The organism is Methylobacterium sp. E-025, assembly GCF_022829705.1.
GTDB lineage: Bacteria > Pseudomonadota > Alphaproteobacteria > Rhizobiales > Beijerinckiaceae > Methylobacterium.
On record NZ_JAKSYR010000054.1, the window covers coordinates 1 to 18,338 of the forward strand.

Annotated in this window: 21 protein-coding genes and 1 pseudogene; 10 read left to right on the top strand and 12 right to left on the bottom strand. The window is 62.6% G+C overall.

Annotated elements, in window-relative coordinates; all coding sequences use genetic code 11:
- The 3 genes and pseudogenes from MKK64_RS04870 to MKK64_RS04880 all read left to right on the top strand — a co-directional run.
- A pseudogene (locus tag MKK64_RS04870) lies at positions 1 to 125 on the top strand (IS630 family transposase); the annotation flags it as partial.
- A gap of 420 nt (positions 126 to 545) precedes the next feature.
- On the top strand, positions 546 to 2,963 hold the full coding sequence (locus MKK64_RS04875; RefSeq protein WP_243932451.1) for an EAL domain-containing protein: 2,418 nt from the start codon (positions 546 to 548) through the stop codon (positions 2,961 to 2,963).
- Positions 2,964 to 3,177: 214 nt separating this feature from the next.
- The gene (locus tag MKK64_RS04880; protein ID WP_243932453.1) at positions 3,178 to 4,650 is read left to right on the top strand and encodes a PAS domain S-box protein; all 1,473 of its coding nucleotides are present in this window, start codon (positions 3,178 to 3,180) and stop codon (positions 4,648 to 4,650) included.
- A 98-nt stretch (positions 4,651 to 4,748) separates the two neighbouring features.
- Here MKK64_RS04880 and MKK64_RS04885 read toward each other — a convergent pair whose 3' ends face one another.
- On the bottom strand, positions 4,749 to 5,705 hold the full coding sequence (locus tag MKK64_RS04885; protein WP_243932460.1) for a site-specific integrase: 957 nt from the start codon (positions 5,703 to 5,705) through the stop codon (positions 4,749 to 4,751).
- Between the two features lie 558 nt (positions 5,706 to 6,263).
- On the opposite strand from MKK64_RS04885, the gene MKK64_RS04890 reads away from it, so the two are divergent.
- The 3 genes from MKK64_RS04890 to MKK64_RS04900 all read left to right on the top strand — a co-directional run bounded on the left by MKK64_RS04890 (position 6,264) and on the right by MKK64_RS04900 (position 8,449).
- Complete coding sequence (locus tag MKK64_RS04890) at positions 6,264 to 6,908, top strand: ParA family protein (protein ID WP_243932467.1); 645 nt, start codon at positions 6,264 to 6,266, stop codon at positions 6,906 to 6,908.
- Entirely contained in the window at positions 6,905 to 7,174 is a 270-nt protein-coding gene (locus MKK64_RS04895) for a ribbon-helix-helix domain-containing protein (protein ID WP_243932469.1), read from the top strand. The genes MKK64_RS04890 and MKK64_RS04895 overlap by 4 nt, the downstream gene beginning before the upstream one ends.
- Positions 7,175 to 8,113: 939 nt before the next feature.
- A complete protein-coding gene (locus MKK64_RS04900) occupies positions 8,114 to 8,449 on the top strand; it encodes a hypothetical protein (protein ID WP_243932471.1) in 336 nt (111 codons plus the stop codon).
- A 10-nt stretch (positions 8,450 to 8,459) separates the two neighbouring features.
- On the opposite strand, the gene MKK64_RS04905 is transcribed toward MKK64_RS04900, so the two are convergent.
- The 5 genes from MKK64_RS04905 to MKK64_RS04925 all read right to left on the bottom strand — a co-directional run bounded on the left by MKK64_RS04905 (position 8,460) and on the right by MKK64_RS04925 (position 11,107).
- Positions 8,460 to 8,870, bottom strand: coding sequence for a hypothetical protein (locus MKK64_RS04905; protein ID WP_243932478.1), 411 nt, complete (start codon positions 8,868 to 8,870; stop codon positions 8,460 to 8,462).
- Between the two features lie 3 nt (positions 8,871 to 8,873).
- Positions 8,874 to 9,608, bottom strand: a complete 735-nt coding sequence (locus MKK64_RS04910; RefSeq protein ID WP_243932480.1) for a hypothetical protein — start codon at positions 9,606 to 9,608, stop codon at positions 8,874 to 8,876.
- Between the two features lie 258 nt (positions 9,609 to 9,866).
- Positions 9,867 to 10,106, bottom strand: a complete 240-nt coding sequence (locus tag MKK64_RS04915; protein ID WP_243932482.1) for a helix-turn-helix domain-containing protein — start codon at positions 10,104 to 10,106, stop codon at positions 9,867 to 9,869.
- Between the two features lie 468 nt (positions 10,107 to 10,574).
- Positions 10,575 to 10,775: a hypothetical protein gene (locus MKK64_RS04920; protein ID WP_243932489.1), complete on the bottom strand. Its 201-nt coding sequence runs from the start codon at positions 10,773 to 10,775 to the stop codon at positions 10,575 to 10,577.
- Positions 10,776 to 10,786: 11 nt separating this feature from the next.
- Positions 10,787 to 11,107: a hypothetical protein gene (locus tag MKK64_RS04925; RefSeq protein ID WP_243932491.1), complete on the bottom strand. Its 321-nt coding sequence runs from the start codon at positions 11,105 to 11,107 to the stop codon at positions 10,787 to 10,789.
- A gap of 70 nt (positions 11,108 to 11,177) precedes the next feature.
- Between MKK64_RS04925 and MKK64_RS04930 the strand changes: the two genes are divergently transcribed.
- Positions 11,178 to 11,522 carry a helix-turn-helix domain-containing protein gene (locus MKK64_RS04930; protein ID WP_313898891.1) on the top strand — a complete coding sequence of 115 codons (345 nt, stop codon included), beginning with the start codon at positions 11,178 to 11,180 and terminating at the stop codon, positions 11,520 to 11,522.
- A gap of 288 nt (positions 11,523 to 11,810) precedes the next feature.
- On the opposite strand, the gene MKK64_RS04935 is transcribed toward MKK64_RS04930, so the two are convergent.
- Entirely contained in the window at positions 11,811 to 12,131 is a 321-nt protein-coding gene (locus MKK64_RS04935; RefSeq protein ID WP_243932493.1) for a hypothetical protein, read from the bottom strand.
- A gap of 786 nt (positions 12,132 to 12,917) precedes the next feature.
- On the opposite strand from MKK64_RS04935, the gene MKK64_RS04940 reads away from it, so the two are divergent.
- A complete protein-coding gene (locus tag MKK64_RS04940; RefSeq protein WP_243932494.1) occupies positions 12,918 to 13,130 on the top strand; it encodes a hypothetical protein in 213 nt (70 codons plus the stop codon).
- 6 nt (positions 13,131 to 13,136) lie between these two features.
- Entirely contained in the window at positions 13,137 to 13,301 is a 165-nt protein-coding gene (locus MKK64_RS04945; protein WP_243932495.1) for a hypothetical protein, read from the top strand.
- A gap of 14 nt (positions 13,302 to 13,315) precedes the next feature.
- Here MKK64_RS04945 and MKK64_RS04950 read toward each other — a convergent pair whose 3' ends face one another.
- Both MKK64_RS04950 and MKK64_RS04955 read right to left on the bottom strand, forming a co-directional pair.
- Entirely contained in the window at positions 13,316 to 14,002 is a 687-nt protein-coding gene (locus MKK64_RS04950) for a hypothetical protein (RefSeq protein ID WP_243932496.1), read from the bottom strand.
- 385 nt (positions 14,003 to 14,387) lie between these two features.
- A complete protein-coding gene (locus MKK64_RS04955; RefSeq protein ID WP_243932497.1) occupies positions 14,388 to 14,918 on the bottom strand; it encodes a hypothetical protein in 531 nt (176 codons plus the stop codon).
- Between the two features lie 916 nt (positions 14,919 to 15,834).
- Here MKK64_RS04955 and MKK64_RS04960 point away from each other — a divergent pair.
- Entirely contained in the window at positions 15,835 to 16,284 is a 450-nt protein-coding gene (locus MKK64_RS04960) for a hypothetical protein (protein WP_243932498.1), read from the top strand.
- A 642-nt stretch (positions 16,285 to 16,926) separates the two neighbouring features.
- Here the strand turns inward: MKK64_RS04960 and MKK64_RS04965 are convergent.
- The 3 genes from MKK64_RS04965 to MKK64_RS04975 all read right to left on the bottom strand — a co-directional run.
- Positions 16,927 to 17,226 (bottom strand): HU family DNA-binding protein, encoded by a 300-nt coding sequence (locus MKK64_RS04965; protein WP_243932499.1) that lies wholly within the window; start codon positions 17,224 to 17,226, stop codon positions 16,927 to 16,929.
- Between the two features lie 30 nt (positions 17,227 to 17,256).
- Complete coding sequence (locus MKK64_RS04970) at positions 17,257 to 17,793, bottom strand: DUF2059 domain-containing protein (protein WP_243932500.1); 537 nt, start codon at positions 17,791 to 17,793, stop codon at positions 17,257 to 17,259.
- A gap of 318 nt (positions 17,794 to 18,111) precedes the next feature.
- A partial coding sequence (locus tag MKK64_RS04975) for a hypothetical protein (RefSeq protein ID WP_243932501.1) occupies positions 18,112 to 18,338 on the bottom strand: 227 nt, incomplete at its 5' end.

Consider the following 18,338-nt stretch of genomic DNA (forward strand, 5'->3'; position numbering starts at 1 on the left):
TGCTACGCAAAGCGGCCGAGCGAACCGTCGAGGGATTGTGGTCGGCCATCGGACGTCTCGTCGACACCGTCACACCTGACGAGTGCGCCAACTTCTTCGCTGCCGCTGGATACGGACCAGATTAAACCGAAAACGCTCTAATGTTGGCAGCCTGTTTGCCTGCATCTATCAGGTGGTCGATGCTGAGCTGCTGATCATAGACGTTGTATTTATCAACATTCTCGGACAAACCAATCCGCTGAGTCCGGGACAGGGTGAAACTTTATTGACGATATAAATTTGACTAATCACTTCATTATTCGTCTCGAAGTCCGTATTTTTTAAATAGCGATATGTTCATTGTATATCTTATAAGAAATGTTTATTTGTCACATTGATTACATTTTTTCTTTGATAACAAGTATTAGAGAGGCAAAATTCTAAGTAATATTTAACTATTTATTAACCATTGTATTAATTCGATGGTTGCGCTGACCAATCGGTAGTTATTGGCGCGGTACTATGCATACCTACGGTTGCATCACCCCGCAGCGATTGAAGCATCAATGATCCGCGTCCTCACCTGCGTTGCGCAGCAACACGACCTGCGCCTTGTCGCTCTCTCGGCGCTCATCTGCGCACTTGGGTGCTTCGCTACCGTCGCCTTGATGGCGCGGGTCGATAGGGCGTCTAGCGCGACATCGCGAGCCCTAATTTCAGCTGCGGTCATCTTCGGAGGTAGCATCTGGTCCCTGCACTTCGTCGCCATGCTCGCCTTCCTTCCCGGGGCTCACATCGCCTACGATTTAAACCTCACCGTAGCCTCGATGGTTGTAGCCACCATCGGAACCCTGGCTGCCTTGATCCTTTGGCGGCGCTCATCCCCGAGCCTACTCGGGATCGTGCTGGCCGGTACCGTGCTCGCTCTAGCGATCACCGGCATGCACTACATCGGGGTCGGGGCGATGCGTGCCTCCAGCTTCATTTTCTTCGATCCTAGCTACGTCGTAGCCTCGATCCTGATTAGCAGCATGTTGTCCGTTCTTGCCCTGGCACGCGCCCGTTCGCTCGGTGGCCTTGGCCGCAAGATCGAAGTCACAGGATGGCTCGCGCTCGCGATCTGTGGCCTGCACTTCACGGGCATGGCCGCCGTCACTGTGGCGCCGATCGCACTACCGACGGACGAGAGTTATGTGCTCAGGTCGACCTCGCTTGCGCTGGCAGTCGGCGTCGTCAGCCTCGTGGTGCTGATCGCCGGCCTCGTAGCCATGACGCTGCAACAACATCTCTCACAGCGCGCGCTGCTCGAACTCGATCGTATGCGCCTGCTGAGCAACCTCGCGCATGAGGTGCTATTCATCCATCGCGACGGCCGGGTCCTGGAGGTCAACCAAGCCGGCACCCGCCTGTTTGCGATGCCGGTCGATCAGATTATCGGAAAGCCGGTGCTCGACTTGTTTGCTCAGGCCGACGCGCCGGCGCTGCTGCGGCGTACACGCTGCCGCTCCGAAGATTTGCGTCCGGAGGAGTTCGCGATCCGCACCGCCGTCGGCACATGCGTGCCGGTCGAGCTGTCCTGCCGCACAATCGAGTTCGGCGGCAAGCCCGCCACCGCGGTCGCCCTACGCGATCTCACCGACCGTAAGCGCGACGAAGCACGCATCCGCCATCTCGCCTTGCACGACGCCCTCACCGATCTGCCCAACCGCTACCTCTTGGAGCAACGCTTCGGCCCTGCCCTGGATGCAGCAGCCATAGACGGTAACAGCGTCGCGGTGATCTGTCTCGACCTCGATCGGTTCAAGGCAATCAACGATCTGTACGGCCACGCGGCCGGCGATGCCCTGCTGGTTCAGGCAGCCAAACGAATGTTGACCGAGCTGCGTCCGACCGACACCCTCGCCCGAGTCGGCGGTGACGAGTTCGTAGTGGTACTCACCGGTGCGCGCGCCCCCCAGCAGGTCGCCGAAATTGCTGGACGATTGATTGCTGGCCTACGTCGCCCATTCCGCATTGACGATCACCGCGTCGAAATCGGTGCCTCCGCCGGTATCGCCCTCTATCCCGCCGATGGCAGCACGGCTGAAACTCTACTGCGGGCCGCCGATACCGCCCTGTACCGGGTCAAGGACGAGGGGCGCGGCGCAGTACGTTTCTTCGAGGCATCGATGGACGCGCAGCTGCAGGCGGTTCGACAGCTCGAACACGAACTCGGCGGCGCGATCGCCCGTGACGAGCTGCGACTGTTCTACCAGCCGATCGTCAACGCTCGTACCGGCGAAATCGAGACTTTCGAAGCGTTAATTCGCTGGCAGCACCCGCAGCGCGGGTTCGTCTCTCCAAACGAGTTCATCCCAGTCGCTGAGCAGGCTAATCTGATCGGGCAGATTGGGGAATGGGTGATCGACACCGCCTGCGCGGCGGCAACGGCTTGGCCGCAGCCATGGCGCGTGTCAGTCAATGTCTCGCCGACCCAATTTCGGCAATCCGACGTTCCAGCGGCCGTAGCGGCAGCGCTGGCGCGGCATAATCTCGACCCTGCACGGCTGGTGGTTGAGATCACCGAAAGCGTGTTCATCCAGGATGCCGCGAAAGCTGTAAAGGTGCTTACCGACCTACGCGGGTTGGGCGTGCGTCTGGCTTTGGACGATTTCGGCACTGGGTATTCATCACTCAGCTACTTGCAACAGTTTCGGTTCGACAAAATCAAGGTCGATCAATCGTTTGTGCGACGGCTTGGACAGCACGCGGACACACTCGCGATTGTTCGCGCGATCGTAAACCTTGGTCACAACCTCGGCCTACAGGTGACGGTCGAGGGTGTCGAGACGGTCGAACAGCTATCGATCCTGCGCGAGCTGCATTGCGAGCAGATGCAGGGCTACCTGTTCGCCCGACCTGGGCCGACCTTAGCCGTCTCCGAGATGGATCAGGCACGGCTTAGGGCATTGTTCACCTTGCCACTAATGCGAGTATCAGCATAATAGATCGTAACACTAATCTAAATATTGACGTAGTTTTGATCAATAAGTGCAAATACCTTGGTCGCAGAGCTATGCGGAGAAGTAATAAACATCCTCGTCCCTATTTATAGATATGCAAAAAACGTTGCCACGATAAAAAAAATTAATGAATATTTCAGATCGTATCATCCAAATGCTCTCCTAGCGCCAAGTCACCCTATCGCCGAGCAAATCCATGCCCTTGTTCTTATCCCGGCTGCGCGCCCTGACAGCTGCCATCAACCGCTCACGCGGATGCATCGACCTCGATCTCGATGGCACGATCCGTGAGGCCAACTCCAACTTCCTCAACCTCGTCGGCTACAGTCGAGAGGAGCTAATCGGGAAGCCGCATAGCCTGCTACTTCCAGTGGCCGAGCGAGATAGTGCCGAGACTCAAGAATTTTGGGCCATCCTTCGGACCGGCAAGCCACAAACCCGCGAGTTCAAGCGGATCGCCAAGAGCGGCAAGGAAGTTTGGATCCTTGCCTCCTACAACCCTGTTCTCGGCCGTACCGGCAAGCCGGCCCGGATCGTTGTCTTTGCATCCGATATCACGGCTCAGAAAGCACGCAGCATTGATACCAACGGACAGGTCGCTGCTCTGCATCGCTCACAGGCCGTTATCGCCTTCACCCCTGACGGGACCATCCTTGACGCTAACGCTAACTTTCTGTCTGCAGTCGGTTACGAGCTGAGCGAGATCCAGGGAAAGCACCACCGCATTTTTGTCAATCACGCCGAACGCGAGACGCTGGCCTACGAGATGTTCTGGGCCGCACTTGGACGTGGCGAGTATCAAGCAGCGGAATATTGCCGCATTGCGAAAGGTGGACGCGAGATCTTCATTCAGGCGACTTATAATCCGATACGTGACGATGACGGACGTTTAGTCAAAGTGGTCAAGTTTGCTACCGACGTGACTGATCAGGTTTACGAACGACGGCGGCGAGCTGAGAAGGCGCTTGTCATTAGCAATGATCTCAATGTGATCAGCGAAGCCGTGCATGCCGTAACTGAGCGAGCGGTGGTCGCTGCCGGGACGGTTCATCAAGTCTCGGGCGACATTCAGGTGGTTGCCGCAGGCGCGGAAGAGCTGTCGGCTTCCGTGTCGGAGATCAGTCAGCAGGTACAGCAAGCCTCGCATATCGCAGGACAGGCGGTCGAGCAGGCACAGGAGACCGGCACGATCGTGGCAGGCTTGAGCGAGCAGGCTACCCGTATCGGTGAAGTAGTCGCACTTATTCAGGCAATCGCTAGTCAAACCAACCTCTTAGCCCTGAACGCAACCATTGAGGCTGCGCGTGCTGGGGAGGCTGGACGGGGCTTTGCGGTTGTAGCGCAGGAGGTCAAGCAACTTGCGGAACAGACCAGCAAGGCCACCAATCAGATCCGACAGCAGATCGGTGCTACGCAAGGGGCGACACAGCGGGCGGTAGATGCCATCGGTACTATCGGGGGCACGATCAGTAAGCTGGATGAGGTTTCATCGGCGATCGCGGCGGCGGTGGAAGAGCAGTCAGCGGTGACGCGAGAGATGTCAATCTCTATGCAGACAGCCTCCCATGGTGCCGCTAGTCTCGCGAGCGGAATAGATGCAATTGCGCAAGCGGCCGAGCAGGTCAATCAGTCAACCGCTAAGGTGCGCGAGGCTTCGCTGGCGGCCTAGAGCATGTTTTAATATCTATAGGCAGACCACCAACACGAAGTTCTAGTATCTAATCACCTCGCCGCGTGAAGTGGGCCTTGTTCAAGATCGTGAATTGGTCATAAGAACCCGCTCCCCGCATGATCCTTGAAGGCGTTTGCCCGGCGGACGTACCCGAGGACGGTCCGGGGGTCGCGGTGGCCTGACACTTCCATGATGCGCGCGAGGTCGGCTCCACGCTCGGCCGCCGTCGTTACGAACCCGGCGCGCAGGCTGTGACCGCCGAACGCCGCCGGATCGAACCCGGCCGCCCCGGCATACCGCTTCACGATGTCCCCGATGCTGCGATCCGTCAGGGCTTCGGCCCTGATCCGACCTGACCGGGAGATTGGTCGGAACACCGGCCCGTCCGTGATGCCAGCAGCCGAGAGCCAGTCCCGCAGCAGAGCCGCCGGCCGAACGTGCCGACCGTGCGGGATCGCCTTCTCTGCTCCCCTGCCCTCCTGGTCTGTCTTCGAGCGCCGGATTAGCACGCGCAGGCCATCAGCGTGGTCGGTCAGGTCGGAGACCAGCAGCGCGGCCAACTCTGATCGGCGGAAGGCGCCTGCGAACCCGAGCCCGAGCAACGCTCGATCCCGCTTGCCGGCGAGCCCAGGCGGGGCGTGCGAGAGCATGGCTGCCAGCACCTCGGCCGTCGCGGCGGTCTTCTGGCGGATCTCCATGTCGGGCCGGCGTCGGATGCCCTTGATGACCGCGTGCACCGTCTCGTGCGTGCCTGGGTCGGGGAGGTCAGCGAGCTTGTGCGCGTAGGCGATGGCCGCGAGCCGCCGGCCGATCGTGGACGAGGCCCGCCCGGCTGCCGCCTCGTGCGAGAGGGATGCCGCCACCGTCTCGGGCGCCGCCGGCAGCGAGGACACGCCATGCCTGCCGCACCAGGCCGTGCAGGCCGCCCAATCCGACTTATAGGCGCGGACCGTGGCCTTGGCCTTCGAGGCGCGCTGATAGTCACGCACCAGGGCGAGCGCTTCGGCCGACAGGTTGCCCCCGGCGAGGGGCAGAACCGCGACGGCTTGCATCGGGGGGGCAGAACTCCGCATCGCATCCCCTTCCGGCCCCGAGGGCCGTCGCGATCATGTCGCCCAGCACGTCGTCCGCCCAATCGTTCGGAAGGCCCATGTAGTGGCCCGGCCGGCGGATCATGCCGCAGAGGAACTGACCGTCCTCGAATTCCAACGCTTGGCACGCGCCCTCGGCTGGATGATCGGGGATATGTTCGAGCGCAATGGCGCACGGTTCGGCTGCGCAGCAGTAGCCGCAACCGTTGCACGGTGAGCCATAGTCCGGCTTCATCGGAAAGCGCTCACCGCTGGTCCCATCTATCAGAACGATCGCTGTCATTGAGACTGCCTACCGGCTGAAACTTCCGAGAATGACCGTTATCGGAACTTAAACTAATGACATCTTGATAGCAAGCTGTCTCAACGTCGAAACGTCCATGCCTAAGGATAGCAGAGGGGCTAGCGGTCAAGACAGCGTGATTGGGAGCCGTCGATGCGTCGTGGCGTCGATCCGGCTTGACGGACTGTTAAGCAGACGCCTTTCAGTCTCGGCGTCGAGGCGGCAGGACGGCGAGAATGCGAACCATCACGATAGCGGCCCGAAAGGGAGGCGTCGGCAAAACGACGCTCGCGACACACTTGAGCGTCATTGCGGCCGGGCCGGGCAAGCCGGTCCTCCTGTTCGACACTGATCCGCAGCGGTCGCTGAAATGGTGGTGGGATCTACGACAGGGCGACACGCCGGCCATGGTCGAGTGCGAGGCTCGCGAGCTTGCCAAGATCCTGCCGGCGGCTGAAGCCGAGGGCGTGGCCTACAGCATTATCGACACGCCGCCGCATGCAGAGAACTCGATCGCCGATGCCATGCGTGTCGCCGATCTCGTCATCGTCCCAACGCGACCTGGCCCGTTCGATCTCGCGGCCGTGGCCGCAACGCTCGATCTATCCCGACGCGTCGGCACAGTGCTGCTTGCCATCATCAACCATGCGTCTCCGCGGACCGGCGCTAGCGAGCCCGCGATCGTCGCTGAGGCGCGCGAGACGTTGACCCGGATGGGGGCGACCGTTGCTCGATCCGTGGTCTCACAGCGGGTGGCGATGTCTCACGCCGTCATCGGCGGGCAGACGGTCAACGAGTTCGAACCGAACGGGCGCGCCGCAGAAGAAATGCTGGCGCTATGGCACGAGGTTCAAGAGACCATGAAAGGGCAGGGCCTATGACCAGCGAACGCCAGCCGCTCACCAGCCTCTCGGATCGCCTCGCCCGCAAGGTGGCGCCGCCCGAAGCCGATAGCCCAGTCCAAGCGCCCGCCGAGCCAGCGAAAGCCGCCAAGGGAACTGACGCGCGGGTGCAGATCATCGTTCGCATGACGCCGGCCGAGCGCAAAGCGCTTCGACAGATCGCCCTGGATCAGGACACCACCGCCCAGGCCCTCGCGGAGGACGCGATCCGCGATGTCCTGAGACGGCATGGTCACAAGACGTAGGCCCGTCTCGATGTCTTGGCCTGTTGACGGCTTGACAGGTTGACACTTCGCTATCGTGCTATCGAGCCGTCCCTCACAGCCGCGCCACGGTCGGGTATGCAAGCCGGGCGAGCTGCGATGATGTGGTACTAGGTAGCAAGCCTACCTGACCGCATCAGCCCTTATTGCGGGATCGCGGCGCCAGGAGCTTGCGGGACGTGGCGGCACGAACTGCCGCTCGTTCAATGACCGTCTGAGACGCCTTAAAAATCGCGCGGGATGCCTTAGTAATCGCGGCGTGTTCGGCTCGGTGAGCCTCGATCCGATCAGTTAGCGCCTCAGCCTCAAGGGCTATCCAGCTTTCCAAGCGTCGCATCGACCATCCCTTGGCGGTTCGTGGTGGGACGGTACGCTCCTCCCATGGTCACGCCAACGAAAACGGCGCGTCGGGGTTAAGAGCGCGCCGGGGTGTGTTGAGAACGGTTCGGGGGAGGAACCTGTCAGGAGCTTAGCTCCAGGCAATGACGGCGCAAACATGAGCCTAGCTGCTACGACAACACGATCCTGCCAGCTACATCACCACGAGTTCCGCTACCGTGCACGGGGAGGGGGGGTGATACTGGCCTCGAATTGCTTATCCTGGCCGCAATGCCACGTCCCTCATGCCAACACCCTACCAACTGTCAGGCCCGCGGCCGTGGTGGACCCTGCCGCCGTTGCGATGCTGGGGCGATTGCCCGACGTGCCGTTGCGCTTCGAGAACGTATCCTGGCGAACCAGGCCGAGGGTCTTCCGGCATATGCCCCACGTGGTCGCGAGCATTTCGAGGGAGCAGTAGGAGCACTGCCCTCGCTGGCCCCCGACAGCTCAGTGATATCAGCGTCCCGCCACCATCTTCAAGAACGCCACGCCGGCGGTCGAGATGACATTGCTGGACCCTGACCACGCTAGCAAAGCGAGATGGAACAGGGCTTCCCCAAGCGCAACCATGGGGCATCTGGTGTGGTTCTCGCCTCAGACCCGGATCACCGGGTGTCTCGGGAGAACCTGATGCTGGTACGTTTTGGGGTCGGCTTCGTGCTTGCCGCGCTCACAGCGAGCACGACCATGGCCGCTCCGGTGTCCCCCGAGGATAAGGCCGCCATGCAGCTGCTCTGCGCTGGCGATTTCGCAACCTTATGCACCGGGTTGCCGCCTGAGGACGGCCCTGAGACGCGCGCCTGCTTCAACAGGAACATGTCCAAGCTCTCGCCTGGATGCCGGAACGCCATCGAGGCTTACAAGAAGAAGGGCTGAGGGCGCCGCATTAACGAACGCCTCCCGCCACCATGTCGAGCAAAGCTACGCCAGCAACGGTGAGGATGTTGCCCCGGCCGCCCCAGGGCAGGGGAGCGAACGGGATCACCGCGCACTCAGCTACCACGACCGGCAGCACGACCTCCGGTGCTTCTGCCTCCCGGTCCGCATCGTTCCCGCGCATCCACACGACCTGACTGACGTGGTGGTTCTCAGGGGCGGCGAGCGAGGGTTCCGCCTCCCCGTCGCCCTCGATGTCCGCATCCCCGTCTATGCGGTCGAGGATCGCGAGCAGGCTGTCCGCGGTGTCGAGAGCGCTCTGTGCCGCTTCCTCGATCATGCGCCGGGTCTCGGCCGGCGACGGGGCCGGAGGGACCTGCGCCACGGTAGCGCGCGGGCGGAAGGTAATGACGTTGCTCATAGCTCAGGCTTTCACGCGGGATGCGCCGGGAGCGGTTTCGGGGTCCGCGAGCCAGCCGCGGATTTCATCGGGGGTCACGTCAACACGCGGGATCGGCGAGAGCCCGGCAGCCGCGATCAGCCCGTGCAGAAGCGCCCGGCACCGTGCGGTGTCTGTGTCCGCGTCGCTCCCATCCCAGGCCGCGCCTGCATCGTGCTCTAGGATCTGAGCCTTGAGCCCGAAGCCGAGAAGCGTAGTCGCCGGAAGGGCCATGACATGCCGCACGGTATCCTCGCGTCCCAGGTTCGCGAAATGGCGGACCCGATCAATCGCGTTTTCTAGGTTCTCGGGCAGCGGCAAGCCGGCATCATCCTCACGGGCCATGGCTTCATCGCTGACGCGAGCGAACCCCTCATATTCCGCAACGAGGGCCGTCAACTCGGCCTCCACGGTAGACAGTCCCGGATGCGCTGCGGGAGGCGTCGGCGCCGGGCGAAGGTTGATCGTCGGCCCGATCAGCCGGCCGGACGGCAGGGCCAGGGGCGGGCGTTGGACCGGCTCCACGCCCAGGCAGCGGGACAGGTCGGCCTCGCGGGCGTGTGCGATGGCCCAGGCATCGCCCTGGCTGGCAGCGTTCGGCGCTTCCTCGGCAGCGAACCAGCGCAGATGACGGACGAGGCAGAGCATACCGGCGCGGGTCGCGCAGGGCGTGCCGAGCAGCGCCATCAGCGCGGCGTCCGCATCGTCCTCGGCGCGCATCGAGGTCTCGCCGTTGGGGGCGACCTGAAACAGGCTCCACGCCTCGGAATGCCGCTCGATCGCCGCGAGGATGGGGTCCGCGTGGAAGGGGATGCGCTCCGCGTCGAGGGAGATGGAACGCAGGGGCTGACTAAAATCGGGAAAAATGGACGTGCGTCATCGGTCGGGCTCCAGAGGGCTCGTGAGGGCAGGCAGGCAGGGAAGGCGAAGGGGAGAAGAACGGCGCCGGCTACGGCGGCTGGCGCGGCTCGATCGACATCACGGGGTATGCCGAACGACAGGCTTGGTCGCGTCGATAAACGCCTTCAGGTCCTCGTGTCGGATCACGGTCGCTGCGCCGATCTTGCGCGCCGGCAGCTCGTTCGCTGCGATCATGGCCCACACCTTGGACTTGGACACGCCGATCATCGTGGCGGCGTCCGGAACTCGATACGCCAAGGCGTCCGGCGGTATCGGCCGCCGAGCGATCTGCTGACCGCGCTTCGAAGGAGAGCTCATCCTGCTTCCTCATCGGATCATCTCGGCGCTCACGGCGGCTGACGGACGCCGCGCGCCAGCGCCTAGGTGGGGCGGCGACACGGAACCCGGCCGGGCGAACAACCTTGCGGAGCCGGCGACGGGCTGCACGTCGGGCACCTGCGCTACCAGCACGCTCGCCGCGGGCGGTGTGGTAGGCGGCCAGCGCCGCGGCGGTCTCAGGCGTGGTCGGCGTCAGGGCGTAGAGGTCGAGGCGGGCAAGCCGGCGGACATGGGCCAGGGAAGCCCTGTATGCGCGCCAGCCGGCGGGCATCGGCAGACCGGCGGCGGCGAGATCCGCCGCGACACGCCCTGAGGCGGAATAGGCAGCATCGGCTTTCTCGGCCCAGCGGATCGCCGGCAGCACCCGGTCGGAGGCCATAGCCGGCACCCGCGACGACACAAGGACGAGGAAGGCGCCGAGGAGGCCACGGCGGGAGAGGTCGGCCATCAGCGCGTCTCGCTCAGTTCGGCGGCGACGAGGCGCCAGCGGCGGGCGTTGCCGAGCGCCCAGGCATGGGCCTCGCGCTGATCGGTCTCGCCGGCCGCAATGCGGTGGCGGTAGGAGGCCGCGAGGCGCAGGCAGGTCGCGTGATCCTGCCGGGCGTGCAGCAGGCGAACGGCGGGGGATCGGATGAGGTCGGCGGCCATCGGTCCGGCCCTCAGTGCGCGCGGTAGGGGCGGGACGCCTTGGCGGCGGCCCAGGCGCCCTTGAGGGCGTAGGACATGCACACGCCCCAGGCGTCGCCGGTCACTTCCATGCGGGCCTGAGCGGAGAGGATCGCGGCGCGCATGATGGCCGAGCGGTTGAAGGTGCCGTCCCGGTTCACCAGCGCCTCAGTGCGATCGAACCGCTTGGCGCTCTCGGTGGCGGCAACGATGGCAGCCTTCGCGGTGATGACGGCGCGGCGGGCGTTGGCGGTCAGGCGCGGGTCGGCGCTGCGGGCGATGTGCGAGGCGGGGATGAGGTTGACGAAGCGCATTGGGGCGATCCGTCGTTTTTCGATGGATCAATCTATAAGCGATGCTTTTGGACGGATCAAGCTCTTTTAATTGCTCTTGTCGAAATTCGATGGTTTCGCCATATTGGCGACCATGATCTCCCCTTCACAATGCCGGGCCGCACGCGGCCTCCTGAATTGGACACAGGCGGACCTCGCGAAGGCTGCAAGCGTCGGCGTCGTGACCGTGCGCCAGTTCGAAACGGAAGGTGCAGCGCCACGCGCAGCTACCTTGACCGTCCTTACTCAGGCTTTCGAAGCCGCCGGCCTGGAGTTCATCCCGGAGAACGGGGGCGGTGCCGGTATCCGGTTCCGGGAGCGGAAGGGCGCCAAGGTGGACGAGGGCCTGCGCCCGGATCAACTCACGAGCAAGAACGACGGCGGCGCGGAGGGGTAAATTGAATGACCGCGGCGCTACGCGGTAGAGCTACGATGCGGATCTCGGTACCGGTTCATACGTGTGTAGCTGCAGCGCGAGCCATTGGGACAGCTGCCTCGTTCGATACGGACTCCAGATCGGCGAGGCTCAACGACTGTCCTCCTGGCCCTGTAATTTCGACATCGGTTAGATTGCGTGCAGTCAGGTCGCGATATTTGCGCACCGCCCATTCAGGTGTCGGGCATTTGTAGGTGACGGTCCCGTTTTTGGCTGTCCCGCGGACGATGTAGAGAGGCTGCTGTTCCATCAGACGGCGATCCCGGCTGCACCGAAGATCGCACGCTGCTTCATGATGCTGATACGTTGGGTTCGGACCGCGTGCTCCAGATTGGGTACGTCGGGGTCATCCGCTTCTCGCAGCACTGACAACGCCTGGGCCAGCGCATCTATGGCGAACTCGTCCAGCATGAGGTTGAGCGCCATTCTCTGGCGCAACCTCGCATCCGGGCCGTCGGAGCTGGAGGGCTGTTTTTCCATAAGGCCCCAACCGGCCAACTTTCGTTTGGTTCGGGGCCAGGCAGGCTGAGTATTTAGGTTGAGAACAATATAATTGCCGCCTTTGAACATGCCGGCATTGGTTCCGGGCGTGGCAGGCGTCGTGAAGGTCGACAGCTTGAAAGGCAGACCATGATCGACGATCCCTTCCTCCTCGTCATGATCGCTGCCGCAGTTGTTACGATTGCAGCCGCACTCCTCGTCTTCTGGTTCACAGGGCGGAAGGATCGCGATGGGGGTACTGGTAGCCCATGAGAGAACGTCGCGTGCCCTTACCCGCCACTCGGCTTCTCACCAAAACACAGGCTGCAGCGTACTGCGGTCTGTCGGCAGCAGCTTTCGCAGCGCGGTGTTCGGTGAGCCCAATCGATTTTGGAGATAGGCGTCTAGATCGGTTTGACCGTCAGGATTTGGACTCCTAGATTGATGGTCTGAAGGCGCCTGCACCTCGAACGAAGAGCGTTGCCGATGCGCTGATCGAGTTCCGGCAGGGCAACAGGGCTCCACCCTCGCCGCGGGGCGATCGGAAGCACCAGCATGAGAACAGTAGTGGCGCCGGCATTCGATTTCGGGAGCAGAAGGCGCCGTGAGGGGACCAGCCCGGAAGGACAAGCTAATTCCGAGCCTGCACTACACGCTGACCCTTCTGACCCAAGGGCCGCGGTTCTACAGCACGTCGATGCACAGGCTCGTTCAGCTCGAAAAGCGCGGGTACGCCGTATTGACTGGGGCCACCGCCGATGATGGCTCGCGGGAATGGGAGATCACTGAAGCCGGGCGCATCGCATTGCGGGCCTGTGCCGAGAATGATGCTCTATGATCGGTAGGAGCCGCTACCCAGCTTCGGGATCGTGAGACATGATCGCCTCATCTGAACGCTTGCCCGAACTGTCCCGCCTCGCCGGCCTCCTCGCGGATCAGGTGCTGGACGCGCAGATCATGAGTCGGCCAGTCCCGGAGCCACATATCCGGGCGCTACTCAGCGCCGCCTTCCTGCTGGACGAGTACGGCCTTCCGCTTCCTTCGCTGCTGCAGCAGATCGTTCACGGGGCGGAGCGGGGAGCGGACTAATGCAGCATGTCCCTGCCGACGTTCATGCGGGTCTGCGGTGCCCAGGCGATCGACCTCGGCCATGGCGTCATCCGATGGGACCGCAACGAGATCGATGAGTGGATCGATACCCTGCGGCATGGGCCGAGCCGCCTCCCTACCGACGACGAGATCCTTGCCTTGTTGAGGTGATGCGACCGTGCGGGCTACGCCCCCGGTCTCATCGAAGGGGCGTTCCCCTCTCGGGGAGAGCTGAAACGCTCGGGCACCTCTCTGTAGGTCCGGCGGATCGACGCCGTGGCGCCGGCCGCGGCCCGCGTCTGGATCGGCTGCCAACCCTTCGCGGCCGAGCGCGGGGCATAATGGATGCTGGCGGTCTCGTCGGTCGCGTGCCCCATGATCGCTGCGACCTCGGCCCTGTCCGTGACGGCCTTCAGCCTGGCCGCCGCGACGTGCCGGCAGGTGTAGGGTGTGACTGGCCGGCGAACGAGGCTCGGGATACCGGTCGCGATCGAGGCTGCACGCAGCGCCCGGCGGATGCCGGCGTGGACCCTGTCCCACCCGTGTTTCTTCACGAACCACCCAAGGGCTGCGATGAAGCTGTCCAGGATCTCGATGCGCTCGGGCAGCCACTCGTCCAAGACGAGGATACGGATTTCACCGTTGGCGCGGCCGTTCGTGTTCTTGCCGTTCCGGACGACGAGGTGCCGCCCGACCAGCCGCGCAGTTGGCCACTCGCTCGGACGCAGGCCCAGCCGGCATGTGTTCCGGAGGTAGCCGCGAGCGAGAGCCGCGTACTGATGCCCGAGCCTCGCAAGCACGCGGTCGATGGCGTCGGCCTGGGCCTCCGTTAGATGCTTCCGCTTGTTCGCGCTGGTGAGCTTCGATCGCACCGTCTGCTCTGGAGCGACAAGGCGTTGGGACAGAGGGTCGGCTACCGTCGCAAGGAGATCTAAAGCTGGGAGGATGAGCCCGGCACGGTTGGGGTTCTCTTGAAGGAGGCGCCAGAGAAAGGCACGGATCGAGGCACGATAGACCCGGACCGTCGGCTGGACCACCTCCCATGCGCAGCCAGGAACCACATCACCAAGGCGAGCGGCGTAAGGGGATCAACTCCGGTCTCGCGGGTCGCTCGCACGAATAGGGACTGCCCCCGCTTGTAGTAGGCGCGCTCGGTTTCCGGCGTCTGCGTCGGTGTTTCGACGTTCCGATCGGACATCGTCGCCCCCTGTTACATGCGCCGAGAAACCGTCTCGGACCGCATGCATCTGAGGGTGCTTAGGAGCCTCGAAAATCGCCATAGCTGGTCCGGCCACCCGCCTGGGCCTCAGGACCGATCCCGAACTGGGCGAGGACTACAGGAGCGTTCGCGCAGCCGCGATCCGCATAGCAAAATACGTCGCCCCCATCGGCGCAGATGAACGTTGCCTGCCGTCCGCAGTCCGCGGAGCAGCGAAGAGGGCTGGTCCAAGGTAGGCGATGAGCGAAGCCCTTCGCCTTTTGGATCTGCCGATCCGGAGGCAGCATGTAGGTTGGAAGCGCTGGACGCTTGGTCCGAGCCGGCATGGCAGCGGGCGAGCACTCTCCCTCGGTGCTGGCAGCCTCCTGCTCGGCCGGCGTTGACGGGGCTTTGTCGGCCTCTTCCGCTTCAGCCTGCTCGATAATGTAAGCTTGGCGAGCTGCAACCGCTGGGCGGATCGTTCGCACCTCCACGCCCCGGATCGTCCGCCAATCCCAAGCGACATGGCCCAGCGCGCGCAGGAGCAGCACCGCGTTCTTGATCGTGTTCTCTTTCAGATCGAGTTCCACGCCGATCTCGGCATCGGTCGCCCGACACCCGGCCGTAGCGAAGCCAGGCCAGTCAGCCAGAAACCATGCGACGGACTTGGCTCCCTTCCGCACTCTGCGATTTCGCCGGACGCCGGCCGACCACGCCAGCACCGAAACCCTTACCCCTGCGGTTTGCATCGCCAATCCCTCGCGCCCGAGTCAACGCTAGCCGGGATCGACGCAAGAGGCTCAATCGCGAGAGCGCGTCAGCACTGAGGTAGGGTGCCGAGTGGGAGCCGGATCACGAGCGGGACATCGTTGACCCGCCGGTAACCGATCAGAGGCACCTTACCCTCAAGCCGGGCTCAGGACCGGTTCGCTGGTGAGATAGACGAAGCACCCGTCACCCCGTGATCAGATCGGGGGGACGGGCCTGCTGCCTACGGCCCGGCCCACCACACCGGCACGCCAACGGGGCACCCCGGCCGGTCCCGCCGAAAGATCTGTTTCACCGTATCGGATCCAGGTATCACCGATGCCTCGACGCGGCGGGCGTTGATTATAAGGCGGCCGCAGTAGTCGACGCGGATCACGCCGAACAGCTTGGCTTCGATTCTTTGCTATCCACTATGGATTGAAGCTGATGCGAGGTGTTTGGGCGACATCCGTTCAGCGGCATTGGCTCACAGTCATGCGCAGCCATCGATAAGATCACCATTGGACATTTTTGTTCAGACATACAGTTACAGTGCTGTAAACGATCCGTGTGTTTCACGCGCGTGATGGCACACCCTTCGCCAAAAAGTATATTTATCGTAATTCCGCATGAGCGGCATTTATCAATGATTTTCTTCAAGGTATTTCTTTGGTAAAAATAGATGGGAAGTGCGGTATGAAAATACGATATTAAATGGACATTAACTATCTATAGATGGCTAATGAGCCCTGATGCTCGTTGCCTTTCATCATCATCAGCCGCACGTATGCCAGCAAGAACGCGCAGCGGGTTCGTGAACACTACCCGAGCGTGTTTATCAAATGGCCCGCAGCCAATGCAAACAGCGTACGTCCATCGCGACCACATGGTTTCGTTTTTCCGATCAACCGCCTGTTGTCTGATCCTAGCCTTTTCGATCAATACGCGGATCTGAGCGGCCTTCTCGTCACTCGTCAATTTCCTCTGTTCGACTGTGACTTCAGGCTGCTGCGCTTCCTGCGCCAGCGTAGGCGAAACTGCTACAATCAGCGTGGCAAAAGCCAAAAACTTAGAATGCATTGGTTTCTCCTATTTGAACGTTCGATGTACGAAACAGTGATAGGACGTACAGGCGATACGGAAAGTTTCACATTTTTCCGAATAAAAGTTATTATATTTTTGTCTCCAAAGAGACTGATCAAAAGATGACAAATTCGCCTGGAGATACAGCCTAGCGCCTCTATTCCACATCGTTCTTAGCGAGTGAGCCGTAGGGTGCGGCCATATCAGCGCATCAATCCTGCGCGGGATCGCATTCAGTCTGGTGGATTGTACGCCGTCCCTATGGGCGATATTCGTATCTGCCGTGAAAAATGATCCTTGGCAGATCCGTGCTCGACGCGCTGGGCTCTCGCAGGCGAAGCTTGCGAAGCTCGCTGGGAGAACTGAGACTGCTGTGTCGGAGGGGCTGACTGGGAAGAAGAATGGCGGCGTCCCGCCCTACCTTCAAAACCTGATCCGGCTTTGGGAAATCGCAGACCGCGAAGGGCGTGAGGCTATCTTAGCGGAGCCCTACCTTGGTTTTGATGCGCGCGAGCGTCTGAAGGCTCCCAAGCCCGATCAGCCGTGATCCCCAGTCCCAAGAGTGGCGCTACTCCGCCGTCCTCAACTTCGGCTCACTGCGCCCGCTCCGGCCCCTCGATCGGTCCATATAGAGTGTCAGCGCGATCAGTTCGCCGGCGCTGCTCTTGTGGCCGTTGACCAGCTACAGGCTCAGATCGTCACCGGTCGGTTCAGCCTACCGGCCGATTGCGCGGAGTGCTTCGGCGCCTTCATAGAATAGGTCGTCGCTCACGGTGTCGTCGCCCTCGCCTCCGGGTTCAGCCGGTCCCGCATGTCCTTGCCGGCCTTGAAGCACAACTTGGCCTTGGCCTCGACGGCAACGGAGGCGCCGGACCGCGGATTACGCCCCATCCGTGCCCGCGTCTCCACGACAGTGAAGGAGCCGAACCCACGCAACTCGACACGATCGCCGGCCGCGATGGCGTCTGCGATCCGGCCTATGATGGCATCGACCACGGCCTCGCAGTCCTTCGCGTAGAGTTGCGGGTTCGCGTCGGCGAGGCGCCGGACTAGTTCGGATCGGATCATGGCGATGCGGCCGCCCTCGTTACCGGGCCGTCAGCGCGCTTTCGTCGGTCCGGCCGATCCCCACCCGTGGGCCTGGATCGCCTTGGTCAGCTTGCCTTGCATCTCAGGCGTCACCGACTGCATCCACTGCTGCGTTCCTACGAGCTGCGCTTGCGCGAGTTGGGGCTGGGCAGCGACCAGACGCTTGCCGGTCGGGGTGGCGTAGAACGCGGCGATAACCTGCAGGTCGTCCTTGCCGAGGGCCCCAGCGAAGCCGCGTGCCTGGATGTCCAGCAGCTCGTCGAAGTGTGCCGTGAGGGTGGGCAGCACCACCTCCTGGACCAGGGCCTGGGCCTGATCCTGCTGTTTGACCCCAATCTGCTGCATCATGCCGACCATGGGTGCCGCCATCGCGTTCAGCAGCGCGGTACGATCCCCCTGCATCTGCGCGACGACCTCGCGCGCCGCCTTCAGCGTCGCAGGATCAAGCGTGGCGGCCGGGGCAGCTGGTTTGGCTGCTGACTGCGCCATTGCCACGGTCGGGACGGAAACGGCGAGGCAATAAGCGATAAGGGCTAAGCGGCGCATTGGCTGATCCGATCGCGATTAAGGACGACGCAGCCCTACGGCCGGACGCTTGCTCTCGTACCATGCTCGATGTCGGCTGCATCAACCGCCAACGACGCCAGTGACGATCCACTCCGCAACGTTGACTTAACGGTGTCACCCAGCCGACATGCCATGTCCGGCCTGTGCGCGCCCTGTGGCGAGTCGTGAGCCGGCTGGAATAAGGGATCAAGGCCGCGAGAAAGACCTAAGCCCAAAACGCCAACGGCCCCACCCCGGCAAGGGTGAGGCCGTCGAAATCGAGTGAGGTCCGGGGACCGCAGAGCTGCCCCCCAGATATCATAGCTCCCGCCGGGAGTCAATCGGGATCATTTCCCGAGACGACGGCGCTTTGCCTTTTGCCGGGGACGGTTCACGCCGAGCCCCTGGCCTGACCGGCTGGCTTTGGACCGGGCTGATTGAGAGGATCAGCCAGGACCAAAGGAGTTGGACATGCGGCGAGGCCAGAAGACGAACGCGGAGCAGGTCGTGCTCAAGCTGCGTCAGATTGAGGTGCAGACGGCCCA

Coding starts and splice junctions, on each gene's coding strand:
- MKK64_RS04875 (WP_243932451.1), top strand. CDS start 546: ATGATCCGCGTCCTCACCTGCGTTGCGCAGCAACACGACCTGCGCCTT.
- MKK64_RS04880 (WP_243932453.1), top strand. CDS start 3,178: ATGCCCTTGTTCTTATCCCGGCTGCGCGCCCTGACAGCTGCCATCAAC.
- MKK64_RS04885 (WP_243932460.1), bottom strand. CDS start 5,705: ATGCAAGCCGTCGCGGTTCTGCCCCTCGCCGGGGGCAACCTGTCGGCC.
- MKK64_RS04890 (WP_243932467.1), top strand. CDS start 6,264: ATGCGAACCATCACGATAGCGGCCCGAAAGGGAGGCGTCGGCAAAACG.
- MKK64_RS04895 (WP_243932469.1), top strand. CDS start 6,905: ATGACCAGCGAACGCCAGCCGCTCACCAGCCTCTCGGATCGCCTCGCC.
- MKK64_RS04900 (WP_243932471.1), top strand. CDS start 8,114: ATGGAACAGGGCTTCCCCAAGCGCAACCATGGGGCATCTGGTGTGGTT.
- MKK64_RS04905 (WP_243932478.1), bottom strand. CDS start 8,870: ATGAGCAACGTCATTACCTTCCGCCCGCGCGCTACCGTGGCGCAGGTC.
- MKK64_RS04910 (WP_243932480.1), bottom strand. CDS start 9,608: ATGCGCGCCGAGGACGATGCGGACGCCGCGCTGATGGCGCTGCTCGGC.
- MKK64_RS04915 (WP_243932482.1), bottom strand. CDS start 10,106: ATGAGCTCTCCTTCGAAGCGCGGTCAGCAGATCGCTCGGCGGCCGATA.
- MKK64_RS04920 (WP_243932489.1), bottom strand. CDS start 10,775: ATGGCCGCCGACCTCATCCGATCCCCCGCCGTTCGCCTGCTGCACGCC.
- MKK64_RS04925 (WP_243932491.1), bottom strand. CDS start 11,107: ATGCGCTTCGTCAACCTCATCCCCGCCTCGCACATCGCCCGCAGCGCC.
- MKK64_RS04935 (WP_243932493.1), bottom strand. CDS start 12,131: ATGTTCAAAGGCGGCAATTATATTGTTCTCAACCTAAATACTCAGCCT.
- MKK64_RS04940 (WP_243932494.1), top strand. CDS start 12,918: ATGATCGCCTCATCTGAACGCTTGCCCGAACTGTCCCGCCTCGCCGGC.
- MKK64_RS04945 (WP_243932495.1), top strand. CDS start 13,137: ATGTCCCTGCCGACGTTCATGCGGGTCTGCGGTGCCCAGGCGATCGAC.
- MKK64_RS04965 (WP_243932499.1), bottom strand. CDS start 17,226: ATGATCCGATCCGAACTAGTCCGGCGCCTCGCCGACGCGAACCCGCAA.
- MKK64_RS04970 (WP_243932500.1), bottom strand. CDS start 17,793: ATGCGCCGCTTAGCCCTTATCGCTTATTGCCTCGCCGTTTCCGTCCCG.